Here is a 20,420-nt window from a genome sequence, read left to right on the forward strand (position 1 = left end):
CCGGAGGGGAAGCCGGTGCCTTGCACACGGGACAAGGGTCGGGTGAAGTCCATGAGTTCCGGAGAACGCCCTTTGCAGGAGGTCGTCTTCCTGACGGTGGCCGAGGTCGCCTCGGTCATGCGGGTCTCGAAGATGACGGTGTACCGCCTCGTGCACAGCGGAGAGCTGCCCGCGATCCGGGTGGGCCGCTCCTTCCGGGTCCCCGAACAGGCCGTCCACGAGTACCTGAGGGAGTCCTACGTACGACTGGAAAGCGCCTGATCGCCGCCCTGTTCCCGCCTCGGCGGGGCAGGATTACGGCTTATCCGGCGTGGACGGTAGGCTAGGCCCTCCGTCAGTCGTATGGACTCCGTCTCTCACGGACGAGAGTCTCAGTGAGCGAGGGTAGTTCCGTGGGCTCTGTCATCAAGAAGCGTCGCAAGCGTATGGCCAAGAAGAAGCACCGCAAGCTTCTGAAGCGCACTCGCGTGCAGCGTCGCAACAAGAAGTAACACCCCACGGTCGCGCCCTGGCGCGCCTGGGTGTGAAGACCGCCCGTCCCGGCTCCGGCCGGGGCGGGCGGTCGCCTTTTTCCGGTACGGTGCGGCAGAGAGGGCGTTCGAGAGGGGCGGCAGGCGTGGGGAAGACCGTGCTGGTCACCGGCGTGGCCCGGCACCTCGGTGCGAGGTTCGCGGCCCGGCTGGCCGCCCGGCCCGGGATCGACCGGGTGGTCGGGCTGGACAGCGGGGAGCCCTGGGGCGGGATGGCCGCCGACGGGGTCGAGTACGTGCGGGCCGAGCTGCGCCGCCCGGCGGTGGCCCGGGTGCTGGCCGAGCACGCCGTGGACACCGTGGTGCACCTGGACGTCAGCGCGGGCACCGGCAGCCGCGCGGCGGCCAAGGAGAACAACGTCATCGGCACCATGCAGCTCCTCGGTGCCTGCCAGAAGGCCCCGGGCCTGCGCCGACTGGTCGTCAAGTCCACCACCGCCGTCTACGGCTCCGCCCCGCGCGACCCGGCCGTCTTCGGCGAGCGGACGCTGCCCAGGGCGCTGCCCCGGGACGGCTTCGGCAAGGACGCCACCGAGGTCGAGGGCTACGTCCGCGGCTTCGCCCGGCGCCGCGCCGACGTGGCCGTCACCGTGCTGCGCTTCGCCAACATCGTCGGCCCGGCCGGGGACACCCCGCTGAGCGACTACTTCGCGCTGCCGGTGCTGCCCACCGTGCTGGGCCGGGACCCGCGCCTCCAGTTCGTGCACGAGGACGACGCGGTGGACATCCTGCACCGGGCCGCCACCGAGCAGGCACGCCCGGGCACCTACAACGTCGCGGGGGAGGGCGTGCTGCTGCTCTCCCAGTGCGCCCGCCGGCTCGGCCGGCCGACCGTGCCGCTGCTCGGGCCCGCGCTCGGGCTGGCCGCCGGGGCGGCCCGCTGGACCGGCCTGGCCGACATCTCGCCGGAGCAGATCCAGCTGCTCAGCCACGGCCGGGTGGTGAGCACCGGTCAGCTCCGGGAGACCTTCGGCTGGGAGCCCGGCCGCTCCACCCCGGACGCCTTCGCCGACTTCGCGGCCGCGCAGACCGTCGGGCTGCTGCCGCCCGGCCGGCTGGCCGCCGCCACCGACCGGCTGGCGGAGCTGCTGACCCGTCAGACCCCGACCAGGAGCTGAGGACGCGATGTCCAGTGCCAACGAGCCCGTGCCCGACCGGGCCAAGGTGATCCCGATCGAGTCCGCGCCCAGCTGGCAGCCGGAGGAGCCGGCCCCCGCGCTGGCCGACCGGATCGCGGACGCCGTCGGCGGTGCGCTGGCCGGGCCGATCGGCGCCGCCGCCACCCGGGCGCTGGGCAAGGGCTGGGAGCAGCGGGCCGCCGACGGGCTGGCCTTCCTGCGCCGCCGGGTCACCGGGGACTACGAGGTGGACGAGTTCGGCTTCGACCGGGAGCTCACCGAGGAGGTGCTGCTCTCGATGCTCCGCCCGCTGGCGGAGAAGTACTTCCGGATCGAGGTCCGGGGGATCGAGAACATCCCGGCCGAGGGCGGGGCGCTGATCGTCGCCAACCACTCCGGGACGATCCCGCTGGACGCGCTGATGACCCAGATCGTCATCCACGACCACCACCCGGACCGGCGTCACCTGCGGATGCTGGCGGCCGACCTGGTCTTCGTGCTGCCGGTGGTCGGCGAGCTGGCCCGCAAGGCCGGGCACACCCTGGCCTGTGCGGAGGACGCCCAGGCCCTGCTGGAGCGCGGCGAGGTGGTCGGGGTCTGGCCTGAGGGCTTCAAGGGGATCGGCAAGCCGTTCAGCGAGCGGTACAAGCTGCAGCGCTTCGGCCGGGGCGGCTTCGTGGCCTCGGCGCTGCGGGCCGGGGTGCCGATCGTGCCCTGCTCGATCGTCGGGGCGGAGGAGACCTACCCGATGATCGGCAACGCCCGGACGCTGGCCCGCGCGCTCGGCCTGCCGTACCTGCCGATCACCCCGACCTTCCCCTGGCTGGGGCCGCTGGGCGCGATCCCGCTGCCGACCAAGTGGACCATCCAGTTCGGCGAGCCGATCGCCACCGACGGGCACCCGCCGGAGGCGGCGGAGGACCCGATGCTGGTCTTCGACCTCACCGACCAGGTGCGGGAGACCATCCAGCACACCCTGTACAAGCTGCTGGTGCAGCGCCGCTCGGTCTTCTTCTAGCGGACGACGGGAAGGGGCGAGGCCCGTGGCCCCGCCCCTTCCTTGCCGACGGTGGATCAGCCGAGCGAGATCTCCGGGAGCAGACCGGGGATCAGTGACGGGATGCGCAGCTCCTGCTGGGGCTGCTGGTCGGCCGGTGCCGCGCCGTCCGCCGGGGCGGGGTCGGCCGGCTGGCGGTCGGAGGTGCCGGCGGAGGGGCTGCTGCCGCCACCGGTGACGCCGCCGAGCGGGCCGGTGCCGTTCCCGGTGAGCGGGGCGGGCAGCAGCTTGTCCAGCAGGTTGGGCGAGGGCTTGGCGTTCGGCGAGGAACTGCCCTGGCCCGAACCGGGGTTGGCCGGGTTCTGGGCCTTGGGCTGGCCGGCGGTGGAGTTGCCGGTGCCGCTCTTCGGCTGCTGCTCGGCGGGGGCCGACGACTGACCGCCGGTGCCGCTGCTGTCGCCGGGAGCCTGCGCGCCCTTGCCCTTGGCCTTCTCCTGGCCGGGGGCCGGGGCCAGCCTGAGCGGGGCCACGTCCTCGGTCATCTCGTCGAAGAGGTGGTTCACCTTGCTGGCCTGGGTGGTCAGTTGGCTCGGCAGCTGGCCCTGGACGGAGGCCCAGCGACCGTCCTCGACGGCGGCGAAGTCGGCCAGCCGGCGCATCGGGTCGAGCGAGCCGTTGCTCCGGTAGACGGAGCGGAGCAGCTCGCGGCCGCGCAGGGCCTCGGCGTGCATGTCGTCCAGTGCGCGGCGGACCTGCTCGACCGTGTGCGGGCTGAGCGAGGTGCCGGTGTCCGACCGGTCGAGCAGGCCCCTGGCCTCCTCGAGGCGGGTGGACGCCTGGTCCAGCAGCAGCGCGCCGACCTCGGAGTCGGAGCCCGCCCAGCTCAGCCGGAGGTCCTCCAGGCCGCGCTTCATGCCGTAGAGGGTGTCGCCCGGAAGGGCGTTGGAGCTGGCCGCTGCCGCCCCGGCGAAACTGCCCACCGCGACGGCGCCGACCAGGCCGCCGATCGCCAGCCGCCGGCCCCAGCGCCGCCGTGCCCCGGCGCGGATCGCCCGGTGGCGCCGCTGCTGGGGCACCCGCGCCGTCGGCGGGGCCACCCACTCCCGCTCGAACGCGGCCATCAGCTGGGCGCGTTGGAGCGCCCTGGCCTCACCGCCGAGCTCCGGACCGGGCAGCGCGCCGAGCGCGTCCGCCATGCCCAGCAGCTCCGCCATCGCGGTGGAGCCGGTGGGCCTGCCGTCGTCCGATCTCAAGTCCCCCTGGTGGGGCTCCGCGTGGTGGGCCTCCAGCGCCTCGGCGAAGGCCCTCGCCCGCCGGTGCTCCAGCATGTTTGCCGTCACGGGCCACACCTCCCTTCGTCGTTGTCGACTCCCCGGCCTGCCGGACGGTTGCCACGGCGGGCCAAAACCACTCCATCGGGTGAGCGTGGCCGATCCTGCTTGACCGACGGCCCGGCGGGGGCTTGCACGCTGGCCAACGAGCGGTGAGGGGAGTCGGTTACGCACGACCCCCCGTCGGCGTTAAGCAGAGCATGTGACCGCGCCTTCACCCGACCGGGCGGCCGGGGCCGTCCGCCTGACGAACCGTCAGGCGGCCCGTCGGCGGCCGTCACCGGGCGTCGGGCGGCAGCAGCCGGGCCAGGGTGCGCACCGCGCGGTACTGGAGCGTCTTGATGGCGCCCTCGTTCTTGCCCATGATGCGGGCCGTCTCCGCGACCGAGAGCCCCTGCAGGAAGCGGAGCGTGACGCACTCCTGCTGCTGCGGGTTGAGCCGCCGGACGGCGTCCAGCAGGGCCGCGTTGGAGAGCGACTCCAGCACCGACTCCTCGGGGCTGCGCTCGCACTCGTTGGAGTCCAGCATCTCGCCGGTGGTGACCTCCAGCCGGAACCGGCTGGACTTGAAGTGGTCCGCCACCAGGTTGCGCGCGATGGTCACCAGCCAGGCGCCGAAGTCCCGGCCCTGCCAGGTGAAGGTGCCGATCCGGCGCAGCGCGCGCAGGAAGGTCTCGCTGGTGAGGTCCTCGGCCGTGGCCCGTCCGCCGACCCGGTAGTAGATGTACCGGTAGACGGTGTCGGCGTAGTGGTCGTACAGGCGGCCGAACGCCTCGCTCTCGCCGTTCTGGGCGCGCTCCACCAGCTCCATGATCGGGTTGTGCTCGGACTCCAGGCCGGGCGCGGGCGCGGTTCTGGCCCGGCCGCGGCTGCCGCTGCCGACCGCGCCGCGGCTGCGGGTCGGGGTGGAGCCGGTGGTGGTGGAGCGCAGCGCGAGGCCGGGGCCGGCCGCCAACGGCGCGCCCGCCAGCGCGGGTTGCGGCAGGTACAGCTCGAACTCGCGGATCGCGGAGCGCAGTCGTGCCAGGTGGGTACCGCGCAGGGTGAGGGGCGACGGGCGGGAGGAGGCAGGCGCGTCGTTCCGGACGGGTGGGTACACGGGACTCCCAGAGGCAGAACTGTGGACGGGTCACCTCCGCCTGCGCGGAGAGCACGCGCCCTGATCCCCCGTCACGGGTGACGTGTGGGTGGCGTGCATCCAGGAGAGAATAACGCTTTGTGCAATGACAGCTACACCCTGTGGCCGAAGTGGTCGTTTGAGATCCGCTTGGCGTGCATATGCGGCTGGAACTGACCGAAGGTGTCGCGGGGAGACTGCCTCAAAGTGAGTGACCGTGCACGCCTGGTGACAGATTCCGGAGCGGGGCGGCTGGTTTCCCGGGTTCGGGGCCCGGCAACCCCAGACTTTCCCGAGTCGCCGAACGATCGCTTCCGGTCACGGCCGGACGGGTTCGGAACGGCCCCGGCGGGGGCCGGAGTTCGCTCGGACGTGTGAGGCCGACCGGCGGGTCCCCGGCGCGTCACCCTGACGGGTGGTCAGGCGGCGTGCTGGCGCCGCCTGATGGCCACGGTGGCGGCGGCGGCCCCGGCCAGGACGCCCAGGCCGGCGGCGGCGGGCAGGCCGACCCGGGCCGCCTTGCGGCCGGTCCGGAAGTCCCGCACCCGCCAGCCGTTGGCCCGGGCGTGGCGGCGCAGCGCGGAGTCGGGGTTCACCACGTAGGGGTGGCCGACCAGGCCGAGCATCGGGATGTCGTTGGCCGAGTCGCTGAAGGCGGCGCACCGGTCCAGGTCGAGCCGCTCGCGGCGGGCCAGAGCGCGGACCGCGGCGGCCTTGGCCTCCCCGTGCAGCAGGCCGCCGACCAGCCGTCCGGTGTAGACGCCGTCCACCGCCTCGGCCACGGTGCCGAGCGCGCCGGTCATCCCGAGCTGCCGGGCGATGATCCGGGCCACCTCCTGCGGGGCGGCGGTGACCAGCCAGACCCGCTGGCCGGCGTCCAGGTGGAGCTGGACCAGGGCCCGGGTGCCGGGCCAGATCTTCCGGGCGATGACGTCCTCGAAGATCTCCTCGCAGATCTCCTCCAGCTCGCTGGTCCGCTTGCCGGCGACCAGGCCGAGCGCCTTGTCCTTGGCGTCCGCCATGTGCGCCGGGTCCTCGGCGCCGTGCACCCGGAACCAGGCCTGCTGCCAGGCGAAGCGGGCCATGTCCCGCCGGGTGAAGAACTTCCGCCGGTACAGGCCGATGCCGAGGTAGAAGATGGCCGCGCCGCGCAGGATGGTGTTGTCGCAGTCGAAGAAGGCGGCGGCCCGCGGGTCGTCCGGGGTCGGCTGGTGGTCCCCCTCGGGGGCCTGCGTCCGCGCCGCGTCGGCGGCTGCCTCGCCGGCCAGCACCGTCTGCTCGTCCGGCGCCTGCCGTACCCGCGTGAGCCTTCTCAGGGCGACCATGCCACCGAGCATAGCCAGCCGCCGGGACTCTCCTCGTGACCAGCGCCTTCAGGGAGGGTGAACGGGAGCCCACCGGCGGACGCGCCCGCGGCCCCTCGGCGGCCGGTGCGGCGGCGGGCACAATGGGGCGGGTGAGCCCACTGCTGCGACGCGACACCTCCAAGAAGCCGGCCGAGCGGACCGTGACCCTGATCGGGAAGCCCGGCTGCCACCTCTGCGACGACGCCCGGGAGGTGATCGTCCGGGTCACCGGGGAGCTGGGCAGCACCTTCGAGGAGCGGGACATCCTCCAGGACGAGGAGCTGTACCGCAGGTACTGGGAGCAGATCCCGGTGACCCTGATCGACGGGAAGCAGCACGACTTCTGGCGGGTCGACGAGCGCAGGCTGCGGGCGGCGCTGGGCGGTTGAGCCCGGGCCGGTACCCCTCCGATCGGCGGGGGTGCTTCTCCGAATCGTTGTCTCGAATATGAGGATCGGCTTAGGAAACGCCTGATGGTCGGCTTACGATCTAACACGTTTCTGTCCGCCGGGGGCTGGATGACGGAGGAGGGCGTTCATGCTCCCCGGTCGACAACTGCCGCCCCCGCGGGGCGGGTTCGCCGTGGTCGACGTCGAGGCCACCGGCCGCAGCCCGTGGCGGCACCGGATGGTCGAGGTCGGCGTGGTGCTGCTGGACGGCCAACTCCGCCCGGAGGGCGAGTTCTCCACCCTGATAGACCCGGTCGGGCCGGTCGGTCCGACCCATGTGCACCGCATCGCCCAGGGCGACGTGGTCGGAGCCCCGCGCTTCCGGGAGCTGGCCCCGCTGCTGCTCGACCTGCTCGGCGGCCGGGTACTGGTCGGACACCACGTCAGCTGTGACCGGGCCTTCCTGGAGCGGGAGTTCGCCCGCATCGGGGTGCCGCTGCCCGCGGTCCCCGCGCTCTGCACCCTCCGCCTGGCCCGGGCCCGTCTGCCCGGGGCCGGCGGGTACGGGCTGGCCGCCTGCGTGGAGACCGCCGGCCTCGGCTGGTACCCCGCGCACACCGCGCTCGGCGACGCCCGGGCCACCGCCGAGCTCTTCCGCCACCTGGCCGCCCGGGCCGACTGGCAGGCCCCGCTGCACGAGGCGGCCGGGCTGCCCTGGCCCCGGCTGGGCGCCGCGCCGTCCCGCCGCCGGGCCGGCGAGCTGCCGCTGATCCGCCGCGAGGCGGTGCTCGGCCCGTGGCCCCGGGGGGTCGAGGCGCCGACGGTGCTGACCGCCCGGGCCACCGCCCCGGTGCCCTCCGCGTCCGGCGCGCGGCGGTGACCGTCCGCCCCGGTCCGGTACGGTGCGACCTGACGCAGTCCGCGGTCGGCTCCAGGACGTGCCGCCGCCGCGTGATGCGCGTCACTGTGGGCGGACAAAACGGACACCATCTTTGTGCACACGTTCACAAACGCATAGCCTGGCTGCCAAAGCCCAGCTTCACCCACAGGAGCACCGTGGCAATCGGCCGATCCACCCAGAGCACCTCGCAGACGCCCGAACCGGGCGCCGCGCGCCGACCCTCGCGTGCCCGGGGCATCCCGGAGGCGACCGTCGCCCGCCTCCCCCTCTACCTGCGGGCCCTGACCGCGCTCTCCGAGCGCTCGGTCCCCACCGTCTCATCCGAGGAGCTGGCCACCGCGGCCGGGGTCAACTCGGCGAAGCTCCGCAAGGACTTCTCCTACCTCGGCTCCTACGGCACCCGCGGCGTCGGCTACGACGTCGAGTACCTCGTGTACCAGATCTCCCGCGAGCTGGGCCTGACCCAGGACTGGCCCGTGGTCATCGTCGGCATCGGGAACCTCGGCCACGCGCTCGCCAACTACGGCGGCTTCGCCTCCCGCGGTTTCCGGGTGGCCGCCCTGCTGGACGCGGACCCGGCCGTGGTCGGTTCCACCGCGGCCGGCCTGCCGGTCCGTCACATGGACGAGCTGGAGTCCATCGTGGAGAGCCAGCACGTCTCGATCGGCGTGATCACCACCCCGCCCGGCGCCGCCCAGCAGGTCTGCGACCGCCTGGTGGAGGCCGGCGTGACCAGCATCCTGAACTTCGCCCCGACCGTGCTGACCGTCCCGGACGGCGTGGACGTGCGCAAGGTGGACCTCTCCATAGAGCTCCAGATCCTCGCCTTCCACGAGCAGCGCAAGGCCGGCGAGGAGCCCGGGCAGGGCGACTCGGTGCTCGACCGGGCCCCCGGTCCGGTCCGGGCCGCCGCCGCCAAGCTGCGCCGGGCCGCCGGCGGCGGCACCGCCAAGGCCGAGCCGGCCAAGGGCAAGCCCGCCGCCAAGGCCGGCGAGGGCGACCTCTCGGCGGTGATGCCCGCATGAGCATCCGTCGGATCCGCATCACCGAGGGGCGGGCATGAGTCTTCTCGTCGTCGGGCTGAGCCACCGCAGCGCGCCCGTCACCGTGCTGGAGCGCGCCGCGCTGACGGGGGAGACCCCGGCCCGCCTGCTGCACGACGCGGCCGCCGCCCCCGCGGTGGCCGAGGCCGCGCTGGTCAACACCTGCAACCGGATCGAGCTCTACGCCGACGTGGACAAGTTCCACGCGGGCGTCGCCGAGCTCTCCCTGCTGCTCGCCCACCACAGCGGCGTCGACCTCGAAGAGCTCACCTCGCACCTCTACGTGCACTACGAGGACCGGGCGGTGCACCACATCTTCTCGGTCGCCTGCGGCCTGGACTCGATGGTGGTCGGCGAGGGCCAGATCCTCGGCCAGCTGCGCGACGCGCTGGCCCGGGCCCAGGAGGAGCACACCGCCGGGCGCGGGCTGAACGAGCTGTTCCAGCAGGCCCTGCGGGTCGGGAAGCGCGCCCACAGCGAGACCGGCATCGACAAGGCCGGGCAGTCGCTGGTCACCTTCGGCCTGGAGCAGGTCGCCGCCGGGGCCGGCGAGATCGCCGGCAAGCGCGCCCTGGTGGTCGGCGCCGGCTCGATGAGCTCGCTGGCCGCCGCCACCCTGGTCCGCGCCGGCGTCTCCGACCTGCTGATCGCCAACCGCACCGCCGAGCGCGCCGAGCGGCTGGCCGCCAACCTCGGCGCGCGCACGGTGGAGTTCGCCAAGGTCCGCGAGGCACTGGCCGACGTCGACCTGGTGATCTCCTGCACCGGCGCGGCCGGCGTGGTGATCACCGCCGAGGACGTGGCCGCCGCCACCGCCCTGCGCACCGGCGAGGGCCCGCTGGCCTTCCTCGACCTGGCCATGCCGCGCGACGTGGACCACGACGTCCACGGACTCGACGGCGCCCTGCTGGTCGACCTGGAGAGCCTCTCCCGGGCCCACGCCGCCACCCCCGGTGCCGGGGACGTGGACGCGGTGGTCGGCATCGTCTCCGACGAGGTCGACTCCTTCGCCGCCGCCCAGCGCGCGGCCCGGATCGCCCCCACCGTGGTGGCGCTGCGTCAGATGGCCTCCGAGGTCGTGCTCAGCGAGCTCGGCCGGCTCAACTCCCGGATGCCCGACCTGGACGAGCGCACCCGCGCCGAGGTCTCCCAGACCGTCAAGCGGGTGGTGGACAAGCTGCTCCACGCCCCCACCGTCCGGGTCAAGCAGCTCGCCGCCGAGCCCGGCGGCGCCGGGTACGCGGACGCGCTGCGCGAACTCTTCGACCTGGACCCGGCGGCGATCCAGGCGGTGGCCGGCTCCCCGGCCGGCGCCCGCCCCAGGCCGCCGGCCCAGGCCGGACCGCCGGCTCCGGCCGATGCCGGACACGCGGGGGGAAGCCCCCGATGAACCACCAGACAGCCCACGAGCATGACCGGGACGATCACCTCATGAATGGTCAACTGACCGGCGGCGGACAGCCGCTGCGCCTCGGCACCCGCCGCAGCGCCCTCGCCATGACCCAGTCGGGCATGGTCGCCCGCGCGGTCGAGCGGGTCACCGGCCGACCGGTCGAGCTGGTCGAGATCACCACCTACGGGGACACCTCCCGGGAGGCGCTGGCCCAGATCGGCGGCACCGGCGTCTTCGTCTCCGCGCTGCGCGACGCGCTGCTGGAGGGTCGGATCGACCTGGCGGTGCACTCCCTCAAGGACCTCCCCACCGCCGCCCCCGACGGCCTCTTCCTGGCCGCCGTCCCCGAGCGCGAGGACAGCCGGGACGCCCTGGTGGCCCGCGACGGACTGGCCCTCACCGAGCTGGTCGAGAAGCTGGCCGGCTCCGGGCACCCCGTCCGGATCGGCACCGGCTCCCCGCGCCGGATGGCCCAGCTCAACGCCTGGGCCCGCGGCCTCGGCGCCACGGTCGAGACGGTGGCCATCCGCGGCAACGTGGACACCCGGATCAACAAGGTCACCGCCGGCGAGCTGGACGCGGTGGTGCTCGCCACCGCCGGGCTCAACCGCCTCGGCCGCTCGGCCGAGATCACCGAGCACCTGGACCCGGAGCTGATGCTCCCCGCCCCCGGCCAGGGAGCCCTGGCCGTCGAGTGCGCCGACCCGGCGCTCGCCGCCGTGCTGCGCGGCCTCGACCACACCCCGACCCGAGCCGCCGTCGCCGCCGAGCGGGCCCTGCTGGCCCGCCTGGAGGCCGGCTGCTCCGCCCCGGTGGCCGCCCTGGCCACCTGGCAGGGCACCGAACTGCGGCTGGAGGGCGTGGTCGGCACCGTCGACGGCGCCACCCTGCTGAAGATGACCGCCAACGGTCCGCTCACCCCCGACGAGACCGCCGAACGGCAGGCGGTGGCCCTCGGCCACGCGCTCGCCGAGCGGCTGCTCGAAGCGGGCGCGGCCAACCTGATGGGGGAGCGAGCCCGATGAGCGCCGCCGCCAACCTCGCCCACAACCCGGCCGCCCCGGCGGGCCGTTGCACCTTCCTGGGAGCGGGGCCGGGTGACCCGGGCCTGCTCACGCTGCGCGCGGTGGACGTCCTCTCCTCCGCCGACGTGCTGATCGCCGACCCGCTCACCGCGGCCGCCGTGCGCACCCACTGTCCGGTCGGCGTCGTGGTGCACAGCACCGTCGGCGAGGACTGCCCCGACGTGGCCGCCGTGGTCGCCGAGGCGGTCCGCAACGGCAAGCACGTGGTCCGCACCGTCGACGGCGACCCGGGCCTGGACGGCTGCGCCGCCGAGGAGATGCTCGGCTGCGCCAACGCCGCGATCCCCTTCGAGGTGATCCCCGGCGTCGCCCAGTCGGTCGGCGTCCCCGCCTACGCGGGCGTCCCGCTGCGCGGCAGCCAGGGCGCCGACGTCCGCTTCGTCGACGCGGCCGGCCTGCTGGCCGGCGGCAACATCGACCTCGGGATGCCGGAGACCACCCTGGTGGTCCGCACCACGCTGGGCCAACTCCCGGCCACCGCCCAGGCCTTGGTGGCCAACGGCCGCAAGCCCGAAGCCCCGCTCTCGGCCACCCTGTCCGGCACCACCACCCGGCAGCGCACCTTCACCGCCACCCTGGCCACCATCGCGGCCGACCTCAAGGCGGCCCGGGTGCTGCCCTCCCCGGTCTCCGCCCCGGTGGACCCGAACACCTCGGTGATAGCCGTGGTGGGCGAGCAGGTCGCCCACCGCTCCTCCCACTCGTGGTTCGAGACCAAGCCGCTGTTCGGCTGGAACGTCCTCGTCCCGCGGACCAAGGAGCAGGCGCACGGCCTCTCCGACCAGCTCCGTTCCTACGGCGCCGTCCCGCAGGAGGTGCCGACCATCGCGGTCGAGCCCCCGCGGACCCCGCAGCAGATGGAGCGCGCCATCAAGGGCCTGGTGACGGGCCGTTACGAGTGGATCGCCTTCACCTCGGTGAACGCGGTGCGCGCCGTCCGGGAGAAGTTCGAGGAGTACGGCCTCGACGCCCGCGCCTTCGCCGGCATCAAGGTCGCCGCGGTCGGCGAGACCACCGCCCAGGCGCTGGTCGACTTCGGCGTGAAGCCCGACCTGGTGCCCAGCGGCGAGCAGTCCGCCGCCGGCTTGCTCGAGGACTGGCCGCCCTACGACCCGGTCTTCGACCCGATCGACCGCGTCCTGCTGCCGCGCGCCGACATCGCCACCGAGACCCTGGTGGCCGGCCTGGTCGAACTCGGCTGGGAGGTCGACGACGTGACGGCCTACCGGACGGTGCGGGCCTCCCCGCCGCCGGCCGAGACCCGCGAGGCGATCAAGGGCGGCGGGTTCGACGCGGTGCTCTTCACCTCCTCCTCGACGGTGCGGAACCTGGTCGGCATCGCCGGCAAGCCGCACAACGTCACGGTGATCGCCTGCATCGGGCCGGCCACCGCGAAGACCGCCGAGGAGCACGGCCTGCGGGTCGACGTGATGGCTCCGGCCCCGTCCGCCGCCGCACTCGCGCAGGCGCTGGCAGACTTCGGGGCGAACCGCCGCGACGCCGCCGTGGCGGCGGGCGAGCCCGTCTACCGCCCCAGCGAGCGCCGCCCCGGCTCCCGCCGCAAGGCCGCCCGCTAGGAAGTGGTTGCACCGGGGGCGCGAGGAACTGCGCGCCGGGGAACGGCAGCACCTGCAACTGGCTGACGGAGGTTCAGTTGCCGCTGGTCCGCCTTCCGTACCCGCGCAGTTCCTCGCGCCCCCGGCATCACCGAGAAGGGATATCCGTTGTCCGCTGAGTTCCCGTACGTCCGTCCGCGCCGTCTGCGGCAGAGCCCCGCGATGCGGCGGCTGGTCGCGGAGACCAGGCTGCACCCGGCCGAGCTGATCCTGCCCGCGTTCGTGCGGGAGGGGATCACCGAGCCGCGGCCGGTGAGCTCGATGCCCGGGGTGGTGCAGCACACCCGGGAGACGCTGAAGCGGGCCGCCGCCGAGGCGGTGGAGGCGGGCGTCGGCGGGATCATGCTGTTCGGCGTGCCGCTGGTGCAGGACGCCACCGGCAGCGAGGGCACCAACCCGGACGGGATCCTGCAGCAGGCGATCCGGGACGTGGTGGCCGAGGTCGGGGACGACCTGGTGGTGATGTCGGACCTGTGCCTGGACGAGTTCACCGACCACGGGCACTGCGGGGTGCTGGGCGCGGACGGCGGCGTGGACAACGACGCCACCCTGAAGCGGTACGAGGAGATGGCCCTGGTCCAGGCCGAGGCCGGGGTCCACCTGGTCGGCCCGTCCGGGATGATGGACGGTCAGATCGGCGTCATCCGCAAGGCCCTGGACGCCAACGGGTACCAGTCCACCGGCATCCTGGCCTACACCGCCAAGTACGCCTCGGCGTTCTACGGCCCGTTCCGCGAGGCCGTCGGCTCCTCGCTCAAGGGCGACCGCAAGACCTACCAGCAGGACCCGGCCAACGCCCGGGAGTCGCTGCGCGAGCTGGAGCAGGACGTCGCCGAGGGCGCCGACCTGGTGATGGTGAAGCCCGCGATGGCGTACCTGGACGTGCTGCGCCAGGTGGCCGACGCCTCGCCGGTGCCGGTCGCCGCGTACCAGGTCTCCGGCGAGTACTCGATGGTCGAGGCGGCCGCGGCCAACGGCTGGGTGGACCGCGAGCGGATGATCCTGGAGACCCTCACCTCGATCCGCCGGGCCGGCGCCGGGCAGGTCCTCACCTACTGGGCCACCGAGGCGGCGCGCCTCCTCAAGTGACGCACGCCAAGGGCGCGGCACCCGGGGACGGGTGCCGCGCCCTCGTGCTGACGTGGTGTCAGTGGATCTCGGCGTGGCCCTCGCCGCCACCGGCGGCCCAGTCGTCGCCGGCCACGAACCACTGCTCGAAGCAGGCCTCGATGTGGCTGGTCTCGGCGTGGCCCCACTGCTCGGCGGCCAGGAACGGCTCGCTCGCGGTGGCGGCGAACTGGGCGCCGCCGTGAGCCTCGACGTGCGCGTAGGCGGGGGCCGAGATGCCGGCCAGGGCCAGGGTGGCGACCGCGGTGAGCGCGGCCTTGCCCAGGATGCTCTTCATGGTTTCCCTCTCTGCGTGACAGCAGTGTGACTACACGTGATCACAGAATCGGACGGCCGCGGCGCAGCACGCGCCAGGGCCGCCCACCGGCCACCCGAAGGAACCGCACTCCAACGAGTGGCCGGGGTCGCGGGGGAACGGAAAACCGCCGGGCCCGGGGGGAGTCCCCCGAACCCGGCGGTCGGCCTTACCCGGTTGATCAGCCGATCAGGTGGCTGACGCCACCGTCGCCCGAGCCCTGGGTGGCGGGGCCGACGTTGCAGGTCTGCTTCGGCTCGTTGTTGAGGACGTCCGCCTCGATCGGCACCGCGACACCGATGACGGCGACGGCGATGTTGTGGACCTCCGGCAGGCAGAGGTTCGGGTTGTCGAGGGTGTGGAAGTTCGGGGAGTGGTCGCCGTGGGTGCCGGTCGCGTTGGTGCCACCGTTGCCGGAGACGCCGACGGCGGAACCGTCAGCGTCGCCGATCGCCATGGCGGGGGCGGCGGTCATGGCCAGGCCGGCGGTGGCAACGCCGACAGCGGCGAGGGCCTTCTTGATCATTGTTCTGTTCCTTTTCGGACTTGATGGGTGTGGTGGAACGGGTGGTACTGGTCGGCCCCGGGTAGCGGGGCCGGGCCGGCGAGAGGTCAGCCGACCAGGTGCGAGACGCCGCCGTCGCCGCTGCCCTGGGTGCCGGGGCCGACCACGCAGGTCTGCTTCGGCTGGTTGCTCAGGGCGTCGACCTCGACCGGCACCGCGACGCCCAGAACGCCGACCGCGATGTTGTGCACCTCGGGCAGGCAGATGTTCGGGTTGTCGAGCACGTGGAAGTTCGGGCTGTGGTCGCCCCAGGTTCCCGTGGCGTTGGTGCCGCCGTGGCCGGAGAGGCCGGCCGCCCCGCCGTCCGCGTTGCCGATCGCGGAGGCCGGGACGGTACCGGCGGCCATGGCGGCGGCGGCCAGGCCGACTGCCGCGAAAGTCTTCTGGAGCATGGTGGAGATACCTCTCTTGATGAATCACCATCGGTTGCCGGCCCGTCCGGGGGGATTGCCTCCGACCGCCGTCCTGGCTGCGACAACGGGATCAAAGAGCGAGCGGCGGGAAAGTTACGCGGAATCTCGGGGATTCACCAACGGTCAGTCAAGATCCTCTGTGTCCGGTCGGATTATTAGGCCGAACCGGTCAACGCTCGCTATCCCGCTCCCGGATTGCTCGTTGAAGGGATTGATTTCCCAGGCCGGCCGAATCAGGCCGATGGGCCCTTCATATGACAGAACGGTGAACAGCATGAAGCTCTCCAAGCGCGCGGCCGGCGCGCTGCTGCTGGCGGTCGGCTCCGGTGTGCTCACGGGTCAGGCGGCGGCCGTGGCGGCTCCTGCCCACACCGAGCCGATGACGGCCGGTCAGGTCGCGGCGATGGAAGACCAGTTGGCCACCGAGGAGGTCCCCTTCAACATCCCGCTGGAGACGGTGAGCGAGCACCTCCCGATCTTCCCCGGGGACGGCCACATCTCGGGCGGGGTGCCCACCTCGCTGGTGATGCCGCCGAAGCCGGACGAGGCGCCCGGTGGCCAGCTGATCCCCGAGCGGGTCGTGCCGGGCCTCGAGGTCGGCCGGATCGGGCCGCGCCTGCAGGCCGCGCTGCCGCTGCCCACCGCGGACCGCTCCACCGACCTGGGCGACGTCGCGCTGGACGCCCCGGCGGCCCCGCTGAACGCGCAGGGCCCGGACCTGACCCTCGGTCACCCCTTCGAGTGGGCCCAGGGCAACGCGGCCACCCCGGTGGACGACGTGCTGAGCGCCGGCGAGCTCGACCCGCAGCTGATCACCAACCCGGTGCAGGCCATCCCGGGTGCCAAGGCGAGCCTGGGCAAGGGCGAGGAGAAGCTCTCGGTCAGCGACTCGCTCTCCGACCTGACCGGCACCACCGCCGGCACCGTCCGCGAGGTGCTGGCCCAGGGCTGACCGGCCCGGTACGGCGAGGAGCCCGGCACCCCCGAGGTGCCGGGCTCCTTCCGCGTGCGCGTCTGTTCAGCCGGGCAGCTGGTCGATGACCCCGCCCACCAGCGGCAGGTCCTTGGTGCCGCCGCCCTGGCTCAGCGGCTGGGTGAGCGGGGCGGTGCCGACCGGGGCCAGGCCGTTGTCGGGCTCCAGCGAGAGCCCGTTGTTCAACAGGTCGGCGGAGGAGCCGGCCCACGGGTCGAGCCGGAGGGTCTTGGCCGGGCTGAGGCCGTGGCCGAGCCCGCCGGTGGCGCCCTCCAGGCCGGCGGCGGCGTCGATCGGCTGCAGGCCGCCCACCGGCGGGGTGAGCCCGGCCGCGGCGGCGGGGGAGGAGAGCAGGAAGCCGGCCGCGAGCAGACCGAGGGCGGCGGCGGGGAGGTGGCGGGAGAGCATGGGGTTCGACTCCTCAGCAGGGCAGGGCAGGGCAGGGCAGGGCAGGGCAGGGCAGGGCAGGGTGCGGCGGTGTGGGGTGCGGCAGGGGGGCGGGTCAGGGCCTGGACGGCGCGAAGCCCCCCGATCGGCGGACCGGGGGGCTGCACGCGCACGGGGTACCGCTGGTCACCTGGAGGGTGATCAGCAGTCCTCCTCGGGCATCGGCGGGGCGTCGACGTTGGCGCAGGAGTTGCCGAAGGCCGGGTTCAGCAGGCCGACCACGTTCACGGAGTTGCCGCAGACGTTGACCGGGATGTGCACCGGAACCTGGATGGAGTTGCCGGAGCCGACGCCGGGGGAACCGGCGGTGACGCCCTCGGCGGAGGCACCGGCGACGGCGGTGCCGGCACCCGCGGCGACGATGCCGACGACGGCACCCGCGACGGCGGCGGCCTTCTTGACGTTCTGCATGGGGTGATCTCCTCGATCAGGGAAGGGTGCCGGGCACCCGGCGCGGAGGCCGGGTGCCCAGCGGGTGGTGCTGCGTCAGGTGCGGCTGGGTCAGCCGACGTTGGCGCAGGAGTTGCCGAAGGCCGGGTTCAGCAGGGCGATCACGTTCACGGTGTTGCCGCAGACGTTGACCGGGATGTGGATCGGCACCTGGACGTTGTTGCCCGAGAGCACGCCCGGGGAGCCGGCCACGACGGCCTCGGCCTCGGAGCTGGCGAACGCGCCACCGGCGGAGCCGAGCACCAGGCCGGCCGCGGCGACGGAAAGGACAGCAGCCTTCTTGAAGCTACGCATGGGAAATCCTCCGTTTGAGCGGGCGAGCGGGAATGTCGCCCGAGAACTGGGGGTGTACCGTGTGGTGTCGCAATAGCGGCCCAAGTCCTGTGCGTCGCCCGTGGCTTGGGCGGTTCCGCGCGGCCGCTTCGTTCACGCCGCCCCCGTCATCAGTTCTCGCACGGTCGAGAACCGGACGCAATCGCGGCGCGCCCAGGAGGGTTCGAATTGCCCCACCTGGAAGTCATCGGACTGACTCGGCGTCAGTCTCAGGCGTTCAGGCAGGAGTTGCCGAAGGCCGGGTTGAGCAGGCCGACCACGTCGACGGTGTTGCCGCACAGGTTGACCGGGATGTGGATCGGGACCTGGACGTTGTTGCCGGAGAGCACACCGGGCGAGCCGGCCACGACGGCCTCGGCCGACGCGCCGCTGGTGTGGCCGTGACCGTGGCCGTGGGCGGCGGCGGCAGCGGCGCCGCTCAGCAGCAGGGCCGCGGTGGCGGCGGTGCCGAGGGTGCCGTAGGCGAGCTTGCGCATGGTGCGAGTCCCATTTCTTGCGGTGGTTCGATGCTTCGGTGTGGAGCCTGTTTCGCCAGGAAGAACGACGCAGTGCGCGGAGGGAAACGGGCGGATCCGAGCGGTGCGGGAGATCACCCGAATGGCACCGCTGCTGCAAGCGGGTGAATGTGGCCGGGGGTGCGCAACCCGTACGGCCAGGGCTCGTTGGAGTCGACGCACGCCCGTGCGCTTCCATGCTCGTCCGCTGTTGGTACGGCACCTGGAAGAACTGATCTACGAGGAGACTCACATGAGCGTCAAGAAGGTCGCCACCGTCGGCGCCGCTGTCGTTGGCATCGTTGCGGCCGGTGCGGGCACCGCGATGGCGAGCAGCTCCGCCGAGGGCGTCACCGCGGGTTCCCCCGGTGTCATCTCCGGCAACTCCGTCCAGGTCCCGGTTCACGTTCCGGTCAACCTCTGCGGCAACTCGGTCAACGTGATCGGCGCCCTGAACCCGTCGTTCGGCAACTCCTGCGCGAACGTCGGCTGAATTCAGCCGCGTAGCAGCTGAGTTGTACCCGAACAGCGCCTGACGCCGCGCGCGTCGGTCGCCTCTCGGTCGATTCCGCCGTACCCGAGCCGCCGTCCCCGCCTCCCCTCCTGAGGCGGTGGGCGGCGGCTCCGCGTCGTTCAATCACCCGCTGCACGAGGCTTGTTGCGTTACCGGTCAGTACCTAGCATGTGAGCCGGGCTCACCTTTTCCGGGCCCGCGCACCACGCACCAACTCCGGTCCCCCACCCTCCAGGAGTCACGCGTGCTCAGCTCACCACGTACCTCACCGGGAACGGCCCTGCTGGCCGCGGCCGGGCTGCTGCTCTCCCTCGCCGCCGGCGTCCCCACCGCCACCGCCGCGCCCGTCACTGCCAAGCCGGCCGCCATCGTCGCCCTCGGCGACAGCGCCATCTCCGGGGAGGGCGCCGGGACGGACACCAACGACGCCTACACCCCCGGCACCGACACCCCCACCAACTACTGCCACCGGCACGGGAAGTCGGAGATCTTCGTCACCGACATCCCCGGCGTCACGCCGGTGAACCTGGCCTGCTCCGGCGCCCAGACCGGCGACCTGGTCAGCGACCCCGAGCTGGCCAAGGTCACCGGCCCCGGCAGCGGGGACTTCGGGGAGGAGAAGCAGGACGTCCAACTCGCCCGCACCGCCGCCCAGTACGACGTCAAGATGGTGGTCGTCACGATCGGCGCCAACGACGACTTCGACTTCAGCGGGATCATGATGAGCTGCCTGGAGCAGTACTTCCCGATCCCCAAGGACAAGGGCTGCCGGGACACCATCGGCAGCGAGGCGATCACCGCCCGGGCCGAGCGGGTCAAGCCCAAGGTGGTGGCCGCGCTCACCAGCGTGCGCAACACCATGCGGGCCGCCGGATACGCCGACTCCGCCTACCAGTTGGTGTACCAGTCCTACTTCACCCCGATCACCCCGGACATCCGGCGCAACGACTACGTCGGCAAGGTGGCCGACGGCTGTCCGGCCTTCCCCGAGGACCTGGCCTGGGGCCACAACTGGGTGGTGCCCACGCTCAGCGACGCACTGCGCGAGGCCGCCTCGCGCGTGCCGGGCGTGCGCTACCTGGACCAGCGCCGGGTCTCCTACGGCCACGAGGTGTGCGCGGGCTGGAGCAGCTCGCCGTACGAGTACACCAACGGCGACGTGATCGACCTCTCCGAGCGGGACCGCAACGGCTGCGACCACGAGATCGGCATCCCGGGCGTCTGCATGAACATGGTGCGGCAGTCCTACCACCTGCGGGTGGCGGGCTACCGCGGCGAGGGCGTCTGCCTCGGTCAGTTCTACCAACGGCCGGAGCTCCCCGAGGCGTTCTGCACCCTCAACCCGCAGAACACCACCTCGATCCAGCCGCTGACCCCCGGCAGGCCCTTCCCCGACAAGCCCGAGGCCGGCTCCTGGTACCAGCTCACCAACCTGGCCACCGGGCAGGTGCTGGACTTCGCCGGCGGCGGCACCTACGGCGACTCCACCAACGGACGGGCAGCCATCGGCTACAAGCCGACCGGCGGGCTGAACCAGTCCTTCGTCCTCAACTCCCGCCCGGCCGGCGGCTTCTCGCTCACCTTCAGCGGCAACGAGTCCATGTGCCTGGACGCCGCCGGCGGCTCCACCGCCCCCGGCACCCGGCTGCTCCAGTGGGCCTGCCACGGCGGTGACAACCAGCGCTGGCTGATGCGCCCGGCGGCCGCCGGGGGCTACGAACTCGCCTCGCCCGTCGACCAGTCCAAGGTGATGGCGCTCTCCACCGCCAAGGACGCCCAGGGCAACCGGGTGGTCGAACTCGCCTCCTCCACCGGCGCGGCCGAGCAGCGCTGGCAGATCACCAAGCTGGGCATCGCGTACCTGCCCTGATGCCAGGGCCGCCTCCTCGGTGGGGCCGAGGGGGCGGCCCGAGGCCGGGGCCCGGCCCGTGGGGGGTCGGGC

Annotated in this window: 24 protein-coding genes; 14 read left to right on the top strand and 10 right to left on the bottom strand. The window is 73.1% G+C overall.

What is annotated here, in order from left to right; genetic code table 11:
- The first annotated feature begins 51 nt into the window (after positions 1-51).
- The 4 genes from ABD946_RS32700 to ABD946_RS32715 all read left to right on the top strand — a co-directional run bounded on the left by ABD946_RS32700 (position 52) and on the right by ABD946_RS32715 (position 2,666).
- Positions 52-261 carry a helix-turn-helix domain-containing protein gene (locus ABD946_RS32700; protein ID WP_057231645.1) on the top strand — a complete coding sequence of 70 codons (210 nt, stop codon included), beginning with the start codon at positions 52-54 and terminating at the stop codon, positions 259-261.
- A 131-nt stretch (positions 262-392) separates the two neighbouring features.
- The gene (locus ABD946_RS32705) at positions 393-491 is read left to right on the top strand and encodes a 30S ribosomal protein bS22 (RefSeq protein ID WP_003948845.1); all 99 of its coding nucleotides are present in this window, start codon (positions 393-395) and stop codon (positions 489-491) included.
- Positions 492-616: 125 nt separating this feature from the next.
- The gene (locus ABD946_RS32710; protein ID WP_345289262.1) at positions 617-1,648 is read left to right on the top strand and encodes an NAD-dependent epimerase/dehydratase family protein; all 1,032 of its coding nucleotides are present in this window, start codon (positions 617-619) and stop codon (positions 1,646-1,648) included.
- A gap of 7 nt (positions 1,649-1,655) precedes the next feature.
- Positions 1,656-2,666: a lysophospholipid acyltransferase family protein gene (locus ABD946_RS32715; protein ID WP_345289263.1), complete on the top strand. Its 1,011-nt coding sequence runs from the start codon at positions 1,656-1,658 to the stop codon at positions 2,664-2,666.
- Between the two features lie 56 nt (positions 2,667-2,722).
- On the opposite strand, the gene ABD946_RS32720 is transcribed toward ABD946_RS32715, so the two are convergent.
- The 3 genes from ABD946_RS32720 to ABD946_RS32730 form a co-directional block, all read right to left on the bottom strand.
- Positions 2,723-3,985: a DUF5667 domain-containing protein gene (locus ABD946_RS32720; RefSeq protein WP_345289264.1), complete on the bottom strand. Its 1,263-nt coding sequence runs from the start codon at positions 3,983-3,985 to the stop codon at positions 2,723-2,725.
- A gap of 268 nt (positions 3,986-4,253) precedes the next feature.
- A complete protein-coding gene (locus tag ABD946_RS32725) occupies positions 4,254-5,075 on the bottom strand; it encodes an ECF subfamily RNA polymerase sigma factor, BldN family (protein ID WP_380149573.1) in 822 nt (273 codons plus the stop codon).
- 437 nt (positions 5,076-5,512) lie between these two features.
- A complete protein-coding gene (locus tag ABD946_RS32730) occupies positions 5,513-6,418 on the bottom strand; it encodes an HAD family hydrolase (protein ID WP_345289266.1) in 906 nt (301 codons plus the stop codon).
- A 122-nt stretch (positions 6,419-6,540) separates the two neighbouring features.
- Between ABD946_RS32730 and ABD946_RS32735 the strand changes: the two genes are divergently transcribed.
- From ABD946_RS32735 to hemB, 7 genes are all read left to right on the top strand, one after another.
- Positions 6,541-6,828: a glutaredoxin family protein gene (locus ABD946_RS32735; RefSeq protein WP_345289304.1), complete on the top strand. Its 288-nt coding sequence runs from the start codon at positions 6,541-6,543 to the stop codon at positions 6,826-6,828.
- Positions 6,829-6,976: 148 nt separating this feature from the next.
- Positions 6,977-7,708: a 3'-5' exonuclease gene (locus tag ABD946_RS32740; protein ID WP_345289267.1), complete on the top strand. Its 732-nt coding sequence runs from the start codon at positions 6,977-6,979 to the stop codon at positions 7,706-7,708.
- Positions 7,709-7,884: 176 nt separating this feature from the next.
- Positions 7,885-8,754 carry a redox-sensing transcriptional repressor Rex gene (locus ABD946_RS32745; RefSeq protein ID WP_345289268.1) on the top strand — a complete coding sequence of 290 codons (870 nt, stop codon included), beginning with the start codon at positions 7,885-7,887 and terminating at the stop codon, positions 8,752-8,754.
- Between the two features lie 34 nt (positions 8,755-8,788).
- Positions 8,789-10,162 (top strand): glutamyl-tRNA reductase, encoded by a 1,374-nt coding sequence (locus tag ABD946_RS32750; RefSeq protein ID WP_345289269.1) that lies wholly within the window; start codon positions 8,789-8,791, stop codon positions 10,160-10,162.
- Between the two features lie 41 nt (positions 10,163-10,203).
- Positions 10,204-11,190 (top strand): hydroxymethylbilane synthase, encoded by a 987-nt coding sequence (gene hemC, locus ABD946_RS32755; protein ID WP_345289270.1) that lies wholly within the window; start codon positions 10,204-10,206, stop codon positions 11,188-11,190.
- Positions 11,187-12,827 carry a bifunctional uroporphyrinogen-III C-methyltransferase/uroporphyrinogen-III synthase gene (locus tag ABD946_RS32760; protein ID WP_345289271.1) on the top strand — a complete coding sequence of 547 codons (1,641 nt, stop codon included), beginning with the start codon at positions 11,187-11,189 and terminating at the stop codon, positions 12,825-12,827. Before hemC ends, ABD946_RS32760 begins: the two co-directional genes overlap by 4 nt.
- A 147-nt stretch (positions 12,828-12,974) precedes the next feature.
- Complete coding sequence (gene hemB, locus ABD946_RS32765) at positions 12,975-13,955, top strand: porphobilinogen synthase (RefSeq protein WP_345289273.1); 981 nt, start codon at positions 12,975-12,977, stop codon at positions 13,953-13,955.
- A gap of 58 nt (positions 13,956-14,013) precedes the next feature.
- Here hemB and ABD946_RS32770 read toward each other — a convergent pair whose 3' ends face one another.
- The 3 genes from ABD946_RS32770 to ABD946_RS32780 form a co-directional block, all read right to left on the bottom strand.
- The gene (locus ABD946_RS32770) at positions 14,014-14,271 is read right to left on the bottom strand and encodes a hypothetical protein (protein ID WP_345289274.1); all 258 of its coding nucleotides are present in this window, start codon (positions 14,269-14,271) and stop codon (positions 14,014-14,016) included.
- Between the two features lie 199 nt (positions 14,272-14,470).
- The gene (locus ABD946_RS32775) at positions 14,471-14,815 is read right to left on the bottom strand and encodes a rodlet layer protein (RefSeq protein ID WP_345289275.1); all 345 of its coding nucleotides are present in this window, start codon (positions 14,813-14,815) and stop codon (positions 14,471-14,473) included.
- Between the two features lie 86 nt (positions 14,816-14,901).
- The gene (locus ABD946_RS32780; RefSeq protein ID WP_345289276.1) at positions 14,902-15,246 is read right to left on the bottom strand and encodes a rodlet layer protein; all 345 of its coding nucleotides are present in this window, start codon (positions 15,244-15,246) and stop codon (positions 14,902-14,904) included.
- Positions 15,247-15,532: 286 nt separating this feature from the next.
- Between ABD946_RS32780 and ABD946_RS32785 the strand changes: the two genes are divergently transcribed.
- Entirely contained in the window at positions 15,533-16,219 is a 687-nt protein-coding gene (locus ABD946_RS32785) for a hypothetical protein (RefSeq protein ID WP_345289277.1), read from the top strand.
- 66 nt (positions 16,220-16,285) lie between these two features.
- Here the strand turns inward: ABD946_RS32785 and ABD946_RS32790 are convergent, their stop codons facing one another.
- The 4 genes from ABD946_RS32790 to ABD946_RS32805 all read right to left on the bottom strand — a co-directional run bounded on the left by ABD946_RS32790 (position 16,286) and on the right by ABD946_RS32805 (position 17,946).
- Positions 16,286-16,648 (bottom strand): hypothetical protein, encoded by a 363-nt coding sequence (locus ABD946_RS32790; protein WP_345289278.1) that lies wholly within the window; start codon positions 16,646-16,648, stop codon positions 16,286-16,288.
- A 180-nt stretch (positions 16,649-16,828) separates the two neighbouring features.
- A complete protein-coding gene (locus ABD946_RS32795) occupies positions 16,829-17,098 on the bottom strand; it encodes a chaplin (RefSeq protein WP_345289280.1) in 270 nt (89 codons plus the stop codon).
- Positions 17,099-17,188: 90 nt separating this feature from the next.
- Entirely contained in the window at positions 17,189-17,431 is a 243-nt protein-coding gene (locus ABD946_RS32800; protein ID WP_345289281.1) for a chaplin, read from the bottom strand.
- A gap of 248 nt (positions 17,432-17,679) precedes the next feature.
- The gene (locus ABD946_RS32805) at positions 17,680-17,946 is read right to left on the bottom strand and encodes a chaplin (RefSeq protein ID WP_345289282.1); all 267 of its coding nucleotides are present in this window, start codon (positions 17,944-17,946) and stop codon (positions 17,680-17,682) included.
- A 271-nt stretch (positions 17,947-18,217) separates the two neighbouring features.
- Between ABD946_RS32805 and ABD946_RS32810 the strand changes: the two genes are divergently transcribed.
- Positions 18,218-18,457, top strand: a complete 240-nt coding sequence (locus ABD946_RS32810; protein WP_345289284.1) for a chaplin — start codon at positions 18,218-18,220, stop codon at positions 18,455-18,457.
- A gap of 265 nt (positions 18,458-18,722) precedes the next feature.
- The gene (locus tag ABD946_RS32815) at positions 18,723-20,348 is read left to right on the top strand and encodes an RICIN domain-containing protein (RefSeq protein WP_345289285.1); all 1,626 of its coding nucleotides are present in this window, start codon (positions 18,723-18,725) and stop codon (positions 20,346-20,348) included.
- The last annotated feature ends 72 nt before the right edge of the window (positions 20,349-20,420 follow it).

This window comes from Kitasatospora albolonga, assembly GCF_039535905.1.
In the GTDB taxonomy this organism is placed as follows: domain Bacteria; phylum Actinomycetota; class Actinomycetes; order Streptomycetales; family Streptomycetaceae; genus Kitasatospora; species Kitasatospora albolonga.